Annotated in this window: 17 protein-coding genes; 12 read left to right on the top strand and 5 right to left on the bottom strand. The window is 55.2% G+C overall.

What is annotated here, in order from left to right; translation table 11 throughout:
- Window positions 1-119 precede the first annotated feature (119 nt).
- From EDC52_RS00535 to dtpA, 12 genes are all read left to right on the top strand, one after another.
- Entirely contained in the window at window positions 120-1,799 is a 1,680-nt protein-coding gene (locus EDC52_RS00535; RefSeq protein ID WP_131863316.1) for a ribulokinase, read from the top strand.
- A gap of 75 nt (window positions 1,800-1,874) precedes the next feature.
- The gene (gene araA, locus EDC52_RS00530) at window positions 1,875-3,380 is read left to right on the top strand and encodes an L-arabinose isomerase (RefSeq protein WP_131863315.1); all 1,506 of its coding nucleotides are present in this window, start codon (window positions 1,875-1,877) and stop codon (window positions 3,378-3,380) included.
- 153 nt (window positions 3,381-3,533) lie between these two features.
- On the top strand, window positions 3,534-3,749 hold the full coding sequence (gene ydgT / locus EDC52_RS00525; protein ID WP_131863314.1) for a transcription modulator YdgT: 216 nt from the start codon (window positions 3,534-3,536) through the stop codon (window positions 3,747-3,749).
- A gap of 11 nt (window positions 3,750-3,760) precedes the next feature.
- A complete protein-coding gene (locus EDC52_RS00520) occupies window positions 3,761-4,195 on the top strand; it encodes a DUF2569 domain-containing protein (RefSeq protein WP_196237739.1) in 435 nt (144 codons plus the stop codon).
- Window positions 4,196-4,304: 109 nt separating this feature from the next.
- Entirely contained in the window at window positions 4,305-4,886 is a 582-nt protein-coding gene (gene rsxA / locus EDC52_RS00515) for an electron transport complex subunit RsxA (protein WP_131863312.1), read from the top strand.
- Entirely contained in the window at window positions 4,886-5,464 is a 579-nt protein-coding gene (gene rsxB, locus EDC52_RS00510) for an electron transport complex subunit RsxB (protein ID WP_131863311.1), read from the top strand. The genes rsxA and rsxB overlap by 1 nt, the downstream gene beginning before the upstream one ends.
- A complete protein-coding gene (gene rsxC / locus EDC52_RS00505) occupies window positions 5,457-7,457 on the top strand; it encodes an electron transport complex subunit RsxC (RefSeq protein ID WP_131863310.1) in 2,001 nt (666 codons plus the stop codon). The genes rsxB and rsxC overlap by 8 nt, the downstream gene beginning before the upstream one ends.
- Window positions 7,458-8,507: an electron transport complex subunit RsxD gene (rsxD, locus tag EDC52_RS00500; RefSeq protein WP_131863309.1), complete on the top strand. Its 1,050-nt coding sequence runs from the start codon at window positions 7,458-7,460 to the stop codon at window positions 8,505-8,507.
- A 16-nt stretch (window positions 8,508-8,523) separates the two neighbouring features.
- The gene (rsxG, locus tag EDC52_RS00495) at window positions 8,524-9,159 is read left to right on the top strand and encodes an electron transport complex subunit RsxG (protein ID WP_131864059.1); all 636 of its coding nucleotides are present in this window, start codon (window positions 8,524-8,526) and stop codon (window positions 9,157-9,159) included.
- Window positions 9,152-9,853: an electron transport complex subunit E gene (locus tag EDC52_RS00490; RefSeq protein WP_131863308.1), complete on the top strand. Its 702-nt coding sequence runs from the start codon at window positions 9,152-9,154 to the stop codon at window positions 9,851-9,853. The genes rsxG and EDC52_RS00490 overlap by 8 nt, the downstream gene beginning before the upstream one ends.
- Window positions 9,846-10,481: an endonuclease III gene (gene nth, locus EDC52_RS00485; protein WP_131863307.1), complete on the top strand. Its 636-nt coding sequence runs from the start codon at window positions 9,846-9,848 to the stop codon at window positions 10,479-10,481. The genes EDC52_RS00490 and nth overlap by 8 nt, the downstream gene beginning before the upstream one ends.
- 219 nt (window positions 10,482-10,700) lie before the next feature.
- Window positions 10,701-12,206: a dipeptide/tripeptide permease DtpA gene (gene dtpA, locus EDC52_RS00480; protein WP_407924187.1), complete on the top strand. Its 1,506-nt coding sequence runs from the start codon at window positions 10,701-10,703 to the stop codon at window positions 12,204-12,206.
- Window positions 12,207-12,270: 64 nt separating this feature from the next.
- Here dtpA and pdxY read toward each other — a convergent pair whose 3' ends face one another.
- The 5 genes from pdxY to anmK form a co-directional block, all read right to left on the bottom strand.
- Window positions 12,271-13,134 carry a pyridoxal kinase PdxY gene (pdxY, locus tag EDC52_RS00475; RefSeq protein ID WP_131863306.1) on the bottom strand — a complete coding sequence of 288 codons (864 nt, stop codon included), beginning with the start codon at window positions 13,132-13,134 and terminating at the stop codon, window positions 12,271-12,273.
- Window positions 13,135-13,208: 74 nt separating this feature from the next.
- Window positions 13,209-14,486 carry a tyrosine--tRNA ligase gene (tyrS, locus tag EDC52_RS00470; RefSeq protein WP_131863305.1) on the bottom strand — a complete coding sequence of 426 codons (1,278 nt, stop codon included), beginning with the start codon at window positions 14,484-14,486 and terminating at the stop codon, window positions 13,209-13,211.
- Between the two features lie 213 nt (window positions 14,487-14,699).
- On the bottom strand, window positions 14,700-15,350 hold the full coding sequence (pdxH, locus tag EDC52_RS00465) for a pyridoxamine 5'-phosphate oxidase (protein ID WP_131863304.1): 651 nt from the start codon (window positions 15,348-15,350) through the stop codon (window positions 14,700-14,702).
- A gap of 66 nt (window positions 15,351-15,416) precedes the next feature.
- Window positions 15,417-15,734 (bottom strand): MliC family protein, encoded by a 318-nt coding sequence (locus EDC52_RS00460; protein ID WP_131863303.1) that lies wholly within the window; start codon window positions 15,732-15,734, stop codon window positions 15,417-15,419.
- 20 nt (window positions 15,735-15,754) lie between these two features.
- On the bottom strand, window positions 15,755-16,858 hold the full coding sequence (gene anmK, locus EDC52_RS00455; RefSeq protein WP_131863302.1) for an anhydro-N-acetylmuramic acid kinase: 1,104 nt from the start codon (window positions 16,856-16,858) through the stop codon (window positions 15,755-15,757).
- Between the last annotated feature and the right edge of the window lie 289 nt (window positions 16,859-17,147).

The raw sequence follows: 17,147 nt of genomic DNA, 5'->3' as shown, positions 1-17,147 counted from the left end.
ACAAAAATGCTGTCAGCGACAGAAATGTGCATACTTCCAGCTATCCCCTCCTCACCTCGCCACGCCTTCCTGATTAAGGTAGCTGCAATAATAATTGGACGCGCAAGAGAGAGGACAGCATGACTCAAGAGGCGATAAGCATCGGGCTTGATTTCGGCAGCGACTCGGTGCGGGCACTGGCAGTAGCCTGCTGGCAAGGCGAAGAACTGGCGACCGAAGTGGTCTGGTATCCGCGTTGGCGACAGGAACAGTTCTGCGATGCGGCACAGAATCAATTCCGCCACCACCCGCTGGATTACCTCGAGTCCATGGAACAGGCGATAAAGTCAGTCGTCGCGCGCCTTACCCCCGCCCAGCGACAGGCCGTAGTCGGCATAGGCGTAGATACTACCGGGTCAACGCCGGCGCCGATAGATGCAGAAGGCCGGGTGCTGGCGCTGCGCCCGGAATTTGCCGACAACCCCAATGCCATGTTCATTCTGTGGAAAGACCATACCGCCATCGAAGAAGCTGAGGCCATCAACCGACTCTGCCACAGCGGCGAGTTTCCTGATTACACCCGCTATATAGGCGGTATTTATTCATCCGAATGGTTTTGGGCCAAAATCCTTCATATCAGCCGTCAGGATGCCGCCGTTCGTCAACAGGCCCGCTCATGGATAGAGTTGTGCGACTGGATCCCGGCAGTGCTGTCAGGCACCACCGCCCTGGGAGATATCAGGCGCGGGCGCTGCGCCGCCGGCCATAAATCCCTCTGGCATCCGTCGTGGGGCGGCGTACCGCCTAAAGCATTTTTACATGCCCTTGATCCGCTGCTGACGGAGTCGTTGCAATATCCGCTGTTTACCGACACCTGGACTGCCGATATCCCGGTCGGAAAAATAAGCCGGCATTGGGCTGATAAATTGGGCCTGCCGGCAGATGTCACCCTTGCCGGCGGCGCGTTTGACTGCCACGTCGGGGCTGTAGGCGCAGGGGCTACGCCCTATACCCTGGTCAAGGTTATTGGCACCTCGACCTGCGATATTCTGATAGCAGAGGAGAAACAGGTCGGCGACAACACTATCGCCGGAATTTGCGGCCAGGTGGACGGCAGCGTGGTGCCGGGTTACATCGGTTTAGAGGCCGGACAATCGGCGTTTGGCGATATCTATGCCTGGTTCGGTCGCCTGCTCAGTTGGCCGTTGGCCCAGGCCGCCCGTCAAGACCCGACACTTGAACCGGCACTGACGGCGATACAAGAAAGTCTGCTGTCTACTCTGGCCACCGCCTGGGCCGCACATCCTTCACTGGATCATTTGCCGGTGGTGTTGGACTGGTTTAACGGACGCCGCACACCTTATGCCAATCAGCGGCTGAAAGGCGTCATTAGCGGCTTGAACCTGGGTACTGATGCCCCCGCGCTGTTTGGTGCTCTGATAGCGGCTACCGCCTTTGGCGCCCGCGCCATTATGGAATGCTTCGAAGAACAGGGCATTCCGGTGGAGAACCTGCTGGTGATGGGCGGTATCGCCCGTAAATCCCCGGTAATTATGCAGGTTTGCGCCGACGTGATGAACCGGCCGCTGCAGTTGGTGGCATCCGATCAATGCTGCGCCCTTGGCGCAGCCATTTTCGGTGCCGTGGCGGCGGGTATTCATCTGGATATCGCCAGCGCCCAAGCGCATATGGCCAGCCCGCTGGAGCGGACCCTGCAGCCCGACCCGCAAGCGGCTCAGCACTACCAGCGACTCTACCAGCGCTATCTGCAATGGGCCCGGCTGGCTGAACCGGCCTATGCGGCAGACGCTAAAGCCTGACCTGCTCTGTTCCGGATCGGTGTCATGGCATACCGGCCCGGCCTTGTTTTATATCCCGACGCACAGGAGTCATTCATGCAACTTTTTGCGCAACACGAAGTGTGGTTCGTTATTGGCAGTCAGCATCTTTACGGCGAGGAAACTCTGCGTCAGGTAAAAGAGCATGCCGAAACCGTGGTAAAAGGGTTGAACGATGAAGCCGGCCTGCCGGTAAAGCTGATACTTAAGCCACTGGTCAAATCCCCTGACGAAATTCTCGGGCTGTGCCGCGAAGCCAATTACGATAGCAACTGTATCGGTCTGCTGACCTGGCTGCACACCTTCTCTCCGGCCAAAATGTGGATCGGTGGCCTGAGCATTCTGAATAAACCGCTGCTGCAGTTCCATACCCAGTTCAACGACCAGGTGCCTTGGGACACCATGGATATGGACTTTATGAATCTGAACCAGACCGCCCATGGCGGACGGGAATTCGGTTTTATCGGCGCTCGCCTGCACCAGAATCACCAGGTGGTGGTGGGTCATTGGCAAGACGGCGCGGTCCACCGTAAAATTGCCTCATGGATGCGCGCAGCCGCTGCCAAACAGGAGAGCCAGCAGTTGATAGTGGCGCGTTTCGGCGACAATATGCGTGAAGTTGCGGTGACTGAGGGCAACAAAGTCAGTGCTCAGATTCAGTTCGGCTATTCTGTCACCGCTTACGGTCTGGGCGATCTGGTCAGCGTCGTCAATGAGGTTTCCCAGGCGGATATTGATCAGTTGGTTGAAGAATACGAGGCCAGCTATATCCTGACCGATACTATCAAAGCCAATGGTGAAAAACGCGCCAATCTGCTGGATGCGGCACGTATCGAGCTGGGTATGAAACGTTTTCTTGAACAGGCCGGCTGCAAAGCCTTTACCACCAATTTTGAGAACCTCTATGGCCTGAAGCAGTTGCCCGGCCTGGCAGTACAGCGCCTGATGCAACAAGGGTACGGCTTCGGCGGCGAAGGTGACTGGAAAACCGCTGCCCTACTGCGGATCCTTAAAGTCATGGCGCATGGATTACCCGGTGGAACCTCCTTTATGGAGGATTACACTTATAACTTCCAGCCTGGCAATAATCTGGTGATCGGATCCCATATGCTGGAAGTATGCCCCTCAATTGCCAAAGAAGAAAAACCAACGGTTGATGTCCAGTTCCTTGGCATTGGCGGTAAAGCCGACCCGGCAAGATTGTTGTTCTCTACGCCAGCCGGGCCTGCCATAGTGGCATCGGTCATCGATATCGGCGGCCGTTTCCGCATGCTGGTCAATTGCGTCGACACCATTGAACAGCCTCGGGAACTGCCTAAGCTGCCGGTCGCTCGCGCCATATGGAAAGCCCAGCCCTCACTTGAAGTCGCGGCGGAAGCCTGGATCCTGGCCGGCGGTGCGCACCATACGGTATTCAGCCAGGCTTTGACCCTTGACCATCTGCGTCTTTACGCTGAAATGCATAATATTGAATTACTGGTCATTGATAATGACACCCGTATTGCCGATGTTAAACAGGCCCTATGCTGGAATGAACTTTATTACAAATTGTGTGCAAAATAACATCAATAGATACTGCCTATAGCATTCATAGTCTGTTCCTTTCAGGGCACCTGGTGCCCTGAATTTTTCCGGGCTTTTATCAAGGAATATCTAGACAGCCAAGCAACACTGAATATACTACTTTGCTTATATTTCCTTCCCAGTAAGAAAAACATGACCGTCCAAGACTATTTATTGAAGTTTCGCAAGGTGAACACCTCCGAAAGTCTGGAAAAACTCTTTGATCATCTCAATTATTCTTTAACTGACAATACTGAAATTATCAATATGTATCGAGCAGCGGATCATCGCCGGGCTGAATTGGCCTCTGGTGGCAGGCTGTTCGATCTGGGCCAGGTGCCCAAGTCTGTTTGGCGGTATGTGGTCTGATGGATGATAAAATAAACGCTCCCCAGGCAGCGCCACGCATAGCCGGTCTGTTGTGGGTGCCGGTTGCCTGGCTAGGCGTCAGCCTACTGAGCGCCAGTGTGATGGTAGTTCTTTATTTCATCGCTCTGTTCAGTCATGCGCAACCGGGGGCTGCGGACAGCGCTTTATACAGTCCGCAATGGTATCTTTCTTTGGTCACCACCCTTGGCATGTGGCTGTTTACCGGCTGGACACTGCGCCTGCTGTTGACCCGTTCATCCCGTTTCCCCAAAATATTCATCCTATGGCTGCTGGCGAGTGTACTGCTGGCGATAAAAACTTTCGCCTTTTCACCGGTCAGCGATGAATTGGCACTGAAAGTTTTGTTATGGCCAATGCTTGCTGCTGCGGTGCTGGTTCCTTTCATCAAACGTTCAATGCGGGTTAAACAGACTTTTATTCGTTGATGCGCAGCAGGGGTGCATGCTATCTGTTCGGCGCTGGCCGACAGATGCCATGTTGCCGAATGGTGCTCAATACCGGATAATGTCGGGCTAGTCTCTATTAGGTACGTCAATGAATGGTTACCTGTTACTTTTTATCAGCACTGTGCTGGTAAATAATTTCGTTCTGGTCAAATTTCTCGGACTGTGCCCCTTCATGGGGGTTTCCAAAAAACTGGAAACCGCTATCGGAATGGGCATGGCGACCACCTTCGTCATCACTCTGGCGTCGGTCTGCTCGTGGATAATAGAATCGTTCATTCTTGAGCCGCTGGATATCCTTTATCTGCGTACGCTGTCGTTCATATTTATCATCGCCGTGGTGGTGCAGTTCACTGAACTGGTAGTGCGAAAAACCAGTCCGTCGCTGTATCGGCTGCTGGGCATATTCTTGCCGCTCATCACGACCAACTGCGCGGTGCTGGGCGTGGCGCTGCTGAATGTCAATCTGGGGCATAATTTCCTGCAGTCCACGCTGTATGGCTTCAGCGCATCGATTGGCTTTACGCTGGTCATGGTGCTGTTTGCCGCGATACGGGAACGCCTGGCGGTCGCCGATGTGCCGGCCCCCTTCAAGGGATCGGCCATTGCCCTGGTTACCGCCGGCCTGATGTCCCTGGCTTTTATGGGCTTTACCGGGTTGGTGAAATTCTAATGTTTACATTATGGTCAGCCATTCTGGCTCTGGGCGCCCTGGGCCTGGTTTGCGGCGGTCTCCTCGGCTACGCCGCCCGCCGTTTCGAGGTAAAAGAAGATGCGGTCGCAGGTCAGGTAGACGCCCTGCTGCCCCAGAGCCAATGCGCCCAATGCGGTTATCCCGGATGCCGTCCCTACGCCGAAGCCGTGGCGCTCAGCGGTGAAAAAATCAATAAATGCGCTCCCGGCGGCGAGCAGGTGATGCTGAAGATTGCCGCGCTGCTGAATGTCGATCCCCAGCCGATTGATGGCGATGCCGCCCAGGCGCAGCCGGTTCCTACCGTGGCCTGGATTGATGAAGCCAACTGCATCGGCTGTACCAAATGCATCCAGGCCTGTCCGGTGGATGCCATTGTCGGCACCACGCGTGCCGTGCATACGGTAGTAAGCGATTTATGCACCGGTTGTGATTTGTGCGTCGCTCCCTGCCCGACCGATTGTATTGAAATGCGGCCGGTCGCGGTACGAACTGACAACTGGAAATGGAATCTGGAGGCCATTCCGGTCAAGGTCATTCAGGTGGAGCAGCATGTTTAATCTTTTTTCCCTTTTCAGGCAGTCCCGCATCTGGGATTTCGCCGGCGGCATTCATCCGCCAGAAATGAAACTGCAGTCGAGCACCATCCCCCTGCGGCAGACCAGCCTGCCGGGTAAATTCATTATTCCGCTCAAACAACATCTGGGTCCGGAAGGTGAGCTATGCGTCACTGAAAATATGCAGGTGCTGCGCGGACAGCCGCTCACCGAGGGCAGAGGCCGTACTCTGCCGGTGCACGCCCCAACGTCAGGCCGCATCAGCGCGATTATCCCGCATACCACAGCCCACCCTTCGGGCCTGACGGAGCTAAGCGTCATCCTGCTGCCTGACGGCGAGGACCGCTGGCTCCGCCAGGACCCCATGGAGGATTTTCGCGCCTGCCAACCGGCAGATCTGCTCGAACGCATCCACCAGTCAGGTATCGCCGGTCTCGGGGGGGCGGGCTTTCCTACCGCCGCCAAAATGCATGCCGGTCTGCGAGGGGTGAAAAACCTGATAATCAACGCTGCCGAGTGTGAGCCTTATATCACCGCCGATGACAGGTTGATGCAGGAAAACGCCGATGAGATTGTCCACGGCATGGATATCTTGAGCCATATGCTTAGCCCTGAATCAGTGCTTATCGGGATTGAGGATAATAAACCTGAGGCGATTACCGCACTGCAGAGCGCCCTGCGCGCGCGATCAAATTATCATTTACGGGTCATTCCGACTAAATATCCCTCCGGCGGCGCTAAGCAGCTGACCCGGATATTGACCGGGCAGGAGGTGCCTTATGGCCTTCACTCAGGCGCTATAGGCGTATTGATGTTCAATATCGGAACGGTATTCGCCATCAAGCGCGCGGTGATTGATGGCGAAGCGCTGACCGAGCGGGTGGTGACCCTGACCGGCAATGCCCTGGCTAAACCGGGCAATGTGTGGGCAAGGCTGGGAACACCGGTAAGCCATCTGCTGCAAAGCGCAGGCTTTACGCCCGGTGATGAGCAGGCGGTTATCATGGGTGGGCCGCTAATGGGTTTCACCCTGCCGACCCTGGATGTGCCGATCGTCAAGATAAGCAACTGCATCATGGCGCCGTCGGCGGAAGAACTGTCGCCGGCCGAGCCGGAGCAAGCCTGTATCCGCTGCAGCCGTTGTGCCGATGCCTGTCCGGCCGGATTGTTACCGCAGCAGCTCTATTGGTTCAGCCAGGGGCAGGAGCATGACAAAGCCCGCCAGCATCATTTGTTTGATTGCATTGAATGCGGCGCCTGCGCCTACGTATGCCCAAGCAATATACCGCTGGTAAAATACTACCGCCAGCAGAAAGCAGAAATACGCAGCCTGGATCGTGAAACTGAACGGGCAGCAATGGCTAAAACCCGCTACGAGGCTAAAATGGCCCGTCGCGAGCGGGAAAAACTGGCCCGGGAAGCGCGCCATCTGCAGGCGGCGGTCAAGCTCAACCCATCAGCATCTTCCTCGCCTGACGATCCGACCAGTGCGGCACCTAAAGCTGCGGTTGCTGATGCCATAGCGCGTATCAAAGCCAAAAAGGCCGCCGAAGCGCTGCAATGCGCTCAGGGTGAAACAGAACCGGGTGCGGTGGCGTTATCGACAGTTGCCTATATTAGTGACGGCGTCACAGAAACCGCCCCGCCTCCTGCCGCGGTTTCCGCCAGCCGCCACGACTCCCCAGCGAAGGCTGCCACGCAGGATAACGGACATAAAGCGGCCATTGCCAAGCCAGCCACGGCTTCACAGACGACCGTCTCTCCCCCGGCCGAGGAGATCGATCCTCGCCAGGCTGCCGTCGCTGCCGCCATCGCCCGCGTCAAAGCTCGCAAGATGGCGGCTGAAACCCATTCTGAATCCCCCAAGACGGCGTCGGCAGCTACTGCGGACTCCGTCACTGCCATGGATCCGCGTAAAGCCGCGGTGGCCGCTGCCCTAGCCCGAGTGAAAGCGCGTAAGGCGGCCGAGGCGTCAACATTGTCACAAGAGGAATAAATGACTTTCAGAATAGCGAGTTCGCCTTTTACCCATAACCGGCAAAGCACCGGCCATATCATGTCCCACGTGATCCTGGCTTGTCTGCCGGGTCTGCTGGCGCTGGTCTGGTTTTTCGGTTACGGCACGCTGGTGCAGTTGCTGCTGGCATCGACCACCGCGCTGCTGGCCGAAGGGCTTGTCATGAAGCTGCGAAAGAAGCCTGCTCTCCCTCGGCTGATGGATTATTCAGCTTTGCTTACTGCCGTTCTGTTGGCGCTAAGCCTGCCCCCGGCAACGCCCTGGTGGATGATCGTACTGGCAACCAGTTTTGCCATCATCATCGCCAAGCAACTTTATGGCGGTTTGGGACATAACCCGTTTAACCCGGCAATGGTAGGCTATGTGGTGCTGCTGATTTCTTTTCCGATACAAATGACCAGTTGGCTGCCCAGTGCAGGCACAGAGATGTATCCCGCCGGGCTGAATGATACCTTGGCCATGATTTTTGCCGGCCGAACTGCCGAGGGTCTTGAGCTGCAGCAACTGCGCGCAGGATATGACGGCATGACTCAGGCGACCCCTCTGGATGCATTGAAAACCGGTATGCGCAGCGGCAAAGAGGCCGGCGTAATAGTGGAGTCTCTGTATTTTGGGGTACGCAGCGGCATATCCTGGGCCTGGGTCAATGCCGGTTTTTTGCTGGGCGGACTCTATCTGCTGTGGCGCCGAATCATCAGTTGGCAGATCCCGGCGTCCTTTCTGGCGGTGCTGGCACTGTGTGCCGGATTGGGAGAATGGCTGTCGCCGACGGTAGGTGCGCCGACGCTGGTTCATCTATTTTCAGGCGCCACCATGCTCGGAGCCTTTTTTATCGCCACTGACCCGGTAACGGCCTCGACCACCGATAACGGTCGGTTGATATTTGGCGCCATGACCGGCTTGCTGGTCTGGTTGATCCGCACTTACGGCGGCTATCCCGATGGAGTGGCCTTTGCCGTATTGTTAGCGAATATTTGCGTGCCTCTGATAGATTACTACACGCAACCTCGCGCTTACGGTCACCGTTAAGGAGCGCAAAATGACGATGCTCAGCACCATACGTAAACATGGCGTGACTCTCGCTGCCTTCGCTGCGCTGACCACCGGTCTGACAGCGCTGGTCAATATACTGACCGAGCCCACCATTCATCATCAGGCAGCGCAACAGCAAAAGCTGCTGCTGGATCAAGTGCTTCCCCCGAGCATTTACGATAATAACCTGCTGGGGGAATGTTACATTGTCACAGATAGTGCGCTGGGTAACACCCATCCCCATCGGCTTTATCTGGCCCGTAAACACGGCGAACCGGTGGCGGCAGCCATAGAGTCCACGGCGCCAGACGGCTACTCAGGCTCAATACAGCTGCTGATAGGTGCCGATTTCAACGGCAATGTCCTCGGGACCCGAGTCACCTCTCATCATGAAACCCCGGGTCTAGGCGATAAAATCGAACTGCGGATCTCCGATTGGATAACCCATTTCAGCGGCAAAACCGTCGAATCCGAACAGGATCGCAAATGGGCGGTAAAGAAAGACGGTGGTCAGTTTGATCAGTTCACCGGTGCCACCATCACCCCCAGGGCGGTGGTCAACGCGGTTAAACGTACGGCTGGCTACCTGAAGCGCAATTTAACCGGTATTGAAAATCTGCCGGCTTGTGGAGAAGTTCCCAATGAATGAAGCCAAAAATCTGTTCATCCAGGGACTGTGGCGTAATAATTCTGCCCTGGTGCAATTGCTCGGCCTCTGCCCGTTGCTGGCGGTATCCAATACCGTGACCAACGCCTTGGGCCTGGGGCTAGCAACCACGCTGGTACTGACCTGTACCAATTATGCGGTTTCCTTTGCCCGGCGCTGGACGCCGGCTGAAGTACGGATACCGATTTACGTAATGATTATCGCCTCTGTCGTGTCGGCGGTGCAGATGCTCATTAACGCCTATGCCTATGGCCTTTACCAGTCACTGGGTATTTTTATTCCGCTGATTGTCACCAACTGCATCGTTATTGGCCGCGCCGAAGCCTATGCGTCGAAAAACCCGGCCGGGTACTCAGCGCTGGATGGACTGACCACCGGCCTTGGCGCAACGGCCGCGTTGGTGGTGTTGGGAGGACTGCGGGAAGTGCTCGGCAACGGCACATTGTTCGACGGGGCTGATCAATTGCTTGGGCCATGGGCACAGGCGCTGCGTATTCAGGTTTATCAGATAGATACTCCTTTTCTGCTGGCGATGCTGCCGCCAGGGGCCTTCATCGGCCTGGGCTTTATGCTGGCGGCAAAATACCTGATTGATAAACAGATGCGCAGCCGCGCGTCGCTCCAGTCAACTACACCGCCCCTGCCGATGACCAAGGATGTTGCTCAACATGAATAATATCAAGCGCCGGGAGATCCTCGGCCGCTTCAGGAATAACAACCCTCATCCCAAAACTGAACTCAAGTACGACACGCCATTTGAACTGTTGATATCCGTGCTGCTGTCGGCGCAGGCGACGGATGTCAGCGTCAATAAAGCCACCGCGCTGCTCTACCCGGTAGCCAACACCCCCGAAGGGCTGCTCAGCCTGGGTGTCGAGGGGATAAAACACTACATCAGGACCATCGGCCTTTATAACACCAAGGCGGAAAATATCATCAAAACCTGCCGGATACTTATCGATAAGCACCAGGGCCAGGTTCCTGAAGATCCCCTAGCGCTGGTCGCCCTGCCGGGCGTAGGGCGTAAAACCGCCAACGTCGTGCTTAATACCGCGTTTGGCTGGCCGACCATTGCAGTGGATACCCATATTTTCCGGGTCGCCAATCGCACCGGTTTTGCCCCGGGCAAAGACGTCGACGCGGTTGAAAACAAATTGCTCAGGGTGGTGCCGACAGAGTTCAAAGTCGATTGCCATCACTGGCTGATTCTGCATGGCCGCTACACCTGCATCGCCCGTAAGCCCCGCTGTGGATCCTGCCTGATTGAAGACCTGTGCGAATACCAGGCCAAGCAAGAAATTTGACCCTTTGATCATTGACGATATTAATCACTGACAGGTAAACGATAAACCAATCATTTATTCTTACATTGATATGTGTAACGATATATGTAATAAACACTGCCTACTGCGGCTGGATCAGGATGTGCGGCCGCTGTCCATTATCATAACGACGCGGCGGGATATCAGTGCCGATATCACCGTTGTTTTTCCTGTGCTGAACAGGCGTAATAAGAGGTCTTCGTGTCTACACCAAGCAACAAACCAACTCCAGAAACAGATATAACCAATGCGCCACCCGCACCTGAACATGCCAGCCTGAATGCCTTCAGGCAGCCCAAAGCATTTTATCTGATATTCTCAATCGAACTCTGGGAGCGTTTCGGCTACTACGGCCTGCAGGGCATCATGGCGGTTTACCTGGTGCGCATGCTGGGCATGAGCGAGGGCGAAGCCATTACCCTGTTTTCGTCATTTACCGCGCTGGTCTATGGCTTTGTCGCTATCGGCGGTTGGCTGGGTGATAAAATACTGGGCAGCAAACGCGTCATCGTATTGGGCGCGATGGTGTTGGCGCTGGGCTATGCAATGGTGGCCTACTCTGGCCATGATGTGCAATGGGTCTATATGGGCATGGCGACCATCGCGGTCGGCAGCGGCCTGTTTAAAGCCAACCCGTCCTCGCTGCTGTCAACCTGCTATTCCAAGAACGATCCGCGGCTTGATGGTGCTTTCACCATGTACTACATGTCGGTCAATATCGGTTCGTTTATTTCGATGCTGGCAACACCGCTGCTGGCTGCCCGATTTGGTTGGAGCGTCGCTTTCTCTTTAAGCGTCGTGGGCATGCTGATAACGCTGGTGAATTTCTTTGCCTGTCGTCGCTGGGTAGCGGATAAGGGCTCTAAACCCGATTTTCTGCCGCTGCAATGGGGCCGTCTGGCGATGGTTCTGGTGGGTGTAGTGGTGCTTATCGTGGTTTCAACCTGGCTTTTGCATAACCAGTTTATCGCCAGGCTGGTGCTGGGTGTCATTTCAGCCGGGATCATTGTTATCTTTGCGAAGGAAACCTTTGCTCTGAAAGGAGCTGCCCGCCGCAAAATGATCGTCGCTTTCCTGATGATGATTGAAGCCATCGTGTTCTTTGTGCTGTACAGCCAGATGCCGACCTCACTTAACTTCTTTGCTATCCATAATGTGGAGCATACCGCGTTCGGTCTGACGTTTGAGCCTGAGCAGTTCCAGGCGCTCAACCCGTTCTGGATAATGCTGGCAAGCCCTTTACTGGCGGCGCTGTACAACAAAGTAGGCGATCATCTGCCGATGCCGTTTAAATTCGCGCTGGGCATGGTGCTCTGTTCCCTGGCCTTTTTAGTGCTGCCGCTGGGCGCAAGCTACGCCAATGAGGCGGGGATTGTTTCGATGCACTGGCTGGTGTTCAGCTACGGTCTGCAAAGCATTGGTGAACTGATGATTTCCGGCCTCGGCCTGGCGATGGTCGCGCAGTTGGTGCCTCAGCGTCTGATGGGCTTCATCATGGGTGCCTGGTTCCTGACCACTGCTGCGGCGGCGCTTATCTCAGGCCATGTAGCCAATCTGATGGCGGTGCCGGCCGACGTTACCGATGCCAATGTGTCCCTGGCGGTATACAGCCATGTATTCCTGCAGATTGGTATCATCACCGGCATTATCGCTGCTTTGATGCTGGTATTCGCGCCGACGCTGAACAAGTTGGCTACCACCCGCTGAAATTGACTGTCACGCATAAAAAAAAGCCCGCGGTATCGACCGCGGGCTTTTTTATTAAGCTGAATTATTTCACCGGCCTGGCGGGGAAATGATGCTGGGGTAGCGCTATCTGATCCTGGGCGGCGACCACCTGCAGTTCATATTCGTCCATTTCTCTGGTTAACTTCATCACTTCGTAAACTGCCGCAGTAACATGCTCCAGTGCTTTTACCGGGCTTAAGCCCTTGAGGAGATCAACCAGCAGCAGCCCACTGGTCAGGTCACCCACCCCAACCGGCTGGCGCGTGCCAAAATCCACCAGCGGACGCGAGGTGTGCCAGGCTTCATCCGGCGTCACCAGCAGCATCTCGAAACTGTTGCGGTCATAGCCGGCGTAACTCAAATGTTTAATCAGCACCATTCGCGGACCCCGCTCGCAAAGTTCACGGGCAATGGCCACCGCCTCATCGACTGAGTTTACTGTTTTGCCACTCAGCTGTTCGAGTTCCAGCAGGTTGGGCGAAATGATATCAGCGCTGGGCAAGCCACGTTTACAGTGAAACTCGGCTACCCCAGGCGCCACGATACAGCCTTTTTCAGGATGCCCCATCACCGGATCGCAAAGATACCAGGCATCGGGATTGGCTTCTTTTACCTGTCGTACGATGTCCAGGATATGCTCGCCCTGCTCTGCCGAGCCAATATAGCCACTCAGTATCGCATCGCAAGTCTTAAGCTTGTCTATTTCAGCAATGCCTCTGACGATTTCAGTCAGATGATTCGCCGGCATCACGCAACCGGTCCAGTGACCATACTGGGTATGGTTGGAGAACTGCACGGTGTTCAGCGGCCAGACGTTAACGCCCATTCGGCGCATCGGAAATACCGATACGCTGTTGCCCGCATGCCCGAACACCACATGGGATTGGATCGACAAAATATTTTTCATCAGAATTGCCTTGACGCCCTCGGCCAGCTGGCCCGTTAAGCCTATACAGCGGGGGATTCGCCCCCGCAACATTGCTATTGCTGCCAGCTTATCAGGCAGTAATTTTTCTTGCCACGACGCAACAGCGTGTAGCGGCCGAACAACCGATCGGCATCACTGAGAAGATGCTCGGAATTCGACTGCTTTTCGCCATTCACCTGTACCGCATTGGAGCTTATCATGGTCCTTGCCTGCCCACGGGAAGGTACCAGACCGGCATCGACCAGCGCCTGCTGCAGGTCAGCCCCAGGGCTGAGTGAAATGGATGGCATGCCATCCTGAGCCAACTGGGCAAAATCATTTTCCGTCATGTCCTGCAGGCTGCCGGAAAAAAGGCTGGCGGTAATGCGCTGTGCGGCAGCCAACCCACTGTCGCCGTGGACCATACCGGTCACCTGCTCAGCCAGTACATATTGGGCGCGCGGGGCTTTGCCGCTTTCACGGTCTTGCTGCTCCAGGGCATTTATTTCTTCAAGTGACATGAAAGTAAAGAATTTCAGGAAGCGGTATACGTCTGCATCGGCCGTGTTTATCCAGAACTGATAAAATTTATAGGGGCTGGTTTTAGCCGGGTCCAGCCAGATGGCGCCGCCCTCAGTTTTACCGAACTTGGTGCCGTCTGACTTGGTGATAAGTGGTACCGTCAGGCCAAATACGGTTTTCTGGTTCATCCGACGCGTCAGATCAATGCCTGAGGTGATGTTACCCCACTGATCCGAACCGCCAATCTGCAATTCAACGCCATACTGACTGTTCAGCGACGTGAAATCATAGCCCTGCAGCAGGTTATACGAAAATTCGGTGAAAGAGATGCCGCTATCGTCACGGTTCAACCGCTGCTTAACCGCTTCTTTGTTGATCATCTGGTTTACGGAGAAGTGCTTGCCGATATCTCGCAGAAAAGTCAGCACATTCATATTGCCGAACCAGTCATAGTTATTCGCTGCCACGGCACGGTTGTCACCACAATCAAAATCCAGGAACGGCGATACCTGCCGACGAATTTTATCCACCCACTCCTGCACGGTATCAGCCGTATTGAGCTTACGCTCGGTCGCTTTGAAACTCGGATCGCCAATAAGACCGGTCGCTCCGCCGACCAAGGCAACCGGACGATGTCCTGCAAGCTGGAAACGTTTAAGGCACAGTAACGGCACCAGATGCCCCAAATGCAAGCTGTCGGCGGTGGGATCAAATCCGCAATACAATGACAGCGGCCCTTGAGCCAGCCGTTCAACGAGTGCGGACTCATCCGTTACCTGGGCCACCAGGCCCCGCTCTTGCAATTGTTGTATGAGGTTACTGCTGGCCATCAAAAACTCCGTTATATAGACAGATAAAAAGGGCGCGGTATGGCATTTACGCCGGACCGAGATGCCGGTAGGTCATAAATATCCTGCCTTGCGCCGTAAAAAATGCTGCGGTGCCGGTCACTGGCATCGTCTGGTCATGCCTGCTGGGGAGGTTGCCGCCCTGACACGGCCAAAAGCCGACAAACTGCACCGCCTCTCGCCCCGAAATTTACCTCAGGGTGCTAAACGATCAATATCCCATCCCGCTTCGGTGCGCTGATAACTAAAACGGTCATGGAGCCGATGCTCTCCCCCTTGCCAGAATTCGATGGTATCGATTTTGACTCGATATCCTCCCCAAAAACTGGGCAATGGCACGTCACCGTTGAGGAATTTCTGTTTCATCTCGATAAATTTGCCCTCCAGTACCCCGCGAGCAGAGATGCGACTCGACTGACGGGACACCCAGGCCCCGATTTGGCTGTCCCGCGGACGGGTATGGAAATAGGTCATGACCTCAGCAACCGATAAACGCTCGGCGCGCCCCAGCACCATGACCTGCCGCTCCAGCATATGCCAGGGAAAATGCAGGCTTACGCGGGAATTCAGCGCCAAATGCGTCGCCTTCCGGCTGCCAAGGTTGGTGAAAAATACCATACCACGACTGTCGACTTGTTTTAACAGCACGATACGCTGCCAGGGCTGGCCCTGGGCATCAACCGTGGCTACGCACATGGCGTTCGGATCGGCCAGGCGGGCATCACAGGCCTGGGTAAACCAACGCGTAAACAAGTCCAGCGGATCGGCGGTGAGATCAGCACGGCGAAGCCCGCCGCGGAGATATTCACGACGAAGAGCCGCCAGATCGAAGTGTTGTTCAGTCATAAACAGGGTTGATTCGTATACGGTAAAGCGTAGCGTTATTGTGCGCCGCGTCGTCAAAAATCTCAATCATTTACCGCTCCGGTCTGCGGTCACGCAGTCATCAATAACAATTTTTTCGCCCCGTTGCACGAAAGCCCGGTCTCCCTGGGTCAATAAGACATATTGACCATCGCTGTATTGCTTGCCTGATGTCGACGCTACCTGGGGCAAACTGAGCTGACGCCCATCCAGAATCAGCTTCGCCTGCTGGGGATCGGTGAGCACCGTTACCGTTAACGGGGTGGTGCCACATTGGTAGTGCACCGTCTGGGCCGGTGGCGGTGGCGACTTAAAAGAACAGCCGCCGCACACCAGCATCAGGCAAGCTATAGATATTTTTTTCATATACAGAGGCCTCCGCCGGTTTATACAGGATAAATGGCGCCCAGCACGGTCTCAGCCCTCGCTCCGGTCACCGAGGGAAGATTCCCCGGCAGGCCGGATAAAGTCCGGAACGCCAGCCAGGCAAAAGCCATTGCTTCCATATCATCGCCGCTGACGCCGAATTTGTCTGTAGGACTCACCTCAATACCGGGCAGCAAAGCAGAAAGTCGCGCCATAACCAGGGGGTTGCGTGCTCCTCCGCCGCAGACCAGCAGATGCTCACAACCGCCAGCCAGCAAGACCTGGTCGGCAACGGTCATAGCGGTCAGTTCGCCCAGGGTCGCCTGCACGTCTTCCGGCGCAGTCGAGGGGTAACGCGTCAACAGGTGATTGAGCCAACTAAGATTGAAATGCTCCCGTCCGGTGCTTTTAGGCGCCGGCAGTGCAAAATAGCCGTCGGACAACATGGCGGAAAGCAATCCCTGATGCAGGCGCCCGCTGAGCCCCCAGGCGGCATCTTTATCATAAGGCTTACCTTTATTGCGCCAGATCCAGGCGTCCATCAGCATATTGCCCGGACCGGTGTCATAGCCGCGAATCGGTAACCCGGGCAGCAGCAGCGAGAGATTGGCGATACCGCCAATATTAAGCACCATGCGCCGTTCGTCAGGATGAGACAGCAGCGCATGGTGAAACCCCGGCACCAGTGGCGCCCCCTGCCCGCCCAACGCCATATCGCGCCGGCGAAAATCACCGACCGTTGTGATGCCGGTCAGCGCTGCAACCTGATTGTTATCTCCTATTTGCATGGTGCAGGGATAGCCGGCTTCAGGTTCATGCCAAACGGTTTGCCCATGACAGCCAATCGCCGTAATATCCCTCGGCTGTACACCCGCCTGTGCCATCAGTGCCAGCACGGCTTCACCCAGCAGTCTGCCCAGTCGGGTGTCCAACTGGCCTAACGTCGAAAGCGTGGTAGGCTGCCCCTGGCAGATGGCTAAAATCTGCTGCTTGGCATCGGCGGGAATGGGATGACAGTAACTGCATTGCTGCGCAACAGTGTGCTCATCAATCGCAACCAGCACCACATCGATACCGTCCAGGCTGGTACCAGACATAACCCCAATATAACGTCCGGTTTTCATACCGTTACCTTTTTTTTGATCTGTGGCGGAATTAGTGTACTAAGGTAAACAGGTTTTTGACCTGAGGCCATGAAAAAAAGCCTTTTTTTGTAATTTAATGCAAAGTCATTACAAATAGGTACATACTTTACCGAACGTGTCTGTCTGCTGCGAAAAAGAGCCATTGTTGATTCGCAGTTTATATTTATTTATATATAATTAAGATCAATATTGATTAACAGCCTTATCAGTATTTGGCTTCATAACCGTATTCTGCACTCGTTTCTTCGGGGATGACCCTACAGAACGA

It is taken from the genome of Biostraticola tofi (assembly GCF_004343195.1).
Lineage (GTDB): Bacteria > Pseudomonadota > Gammaproteobacteria > Enterobacterales > Enterobacteriaceae > Biostraticola > Biostraticola tofi.
Note: the sequence above shows the minus strand (reverse complement) of the source record. Positions and strands in the feature narration are given on the sequence as shown.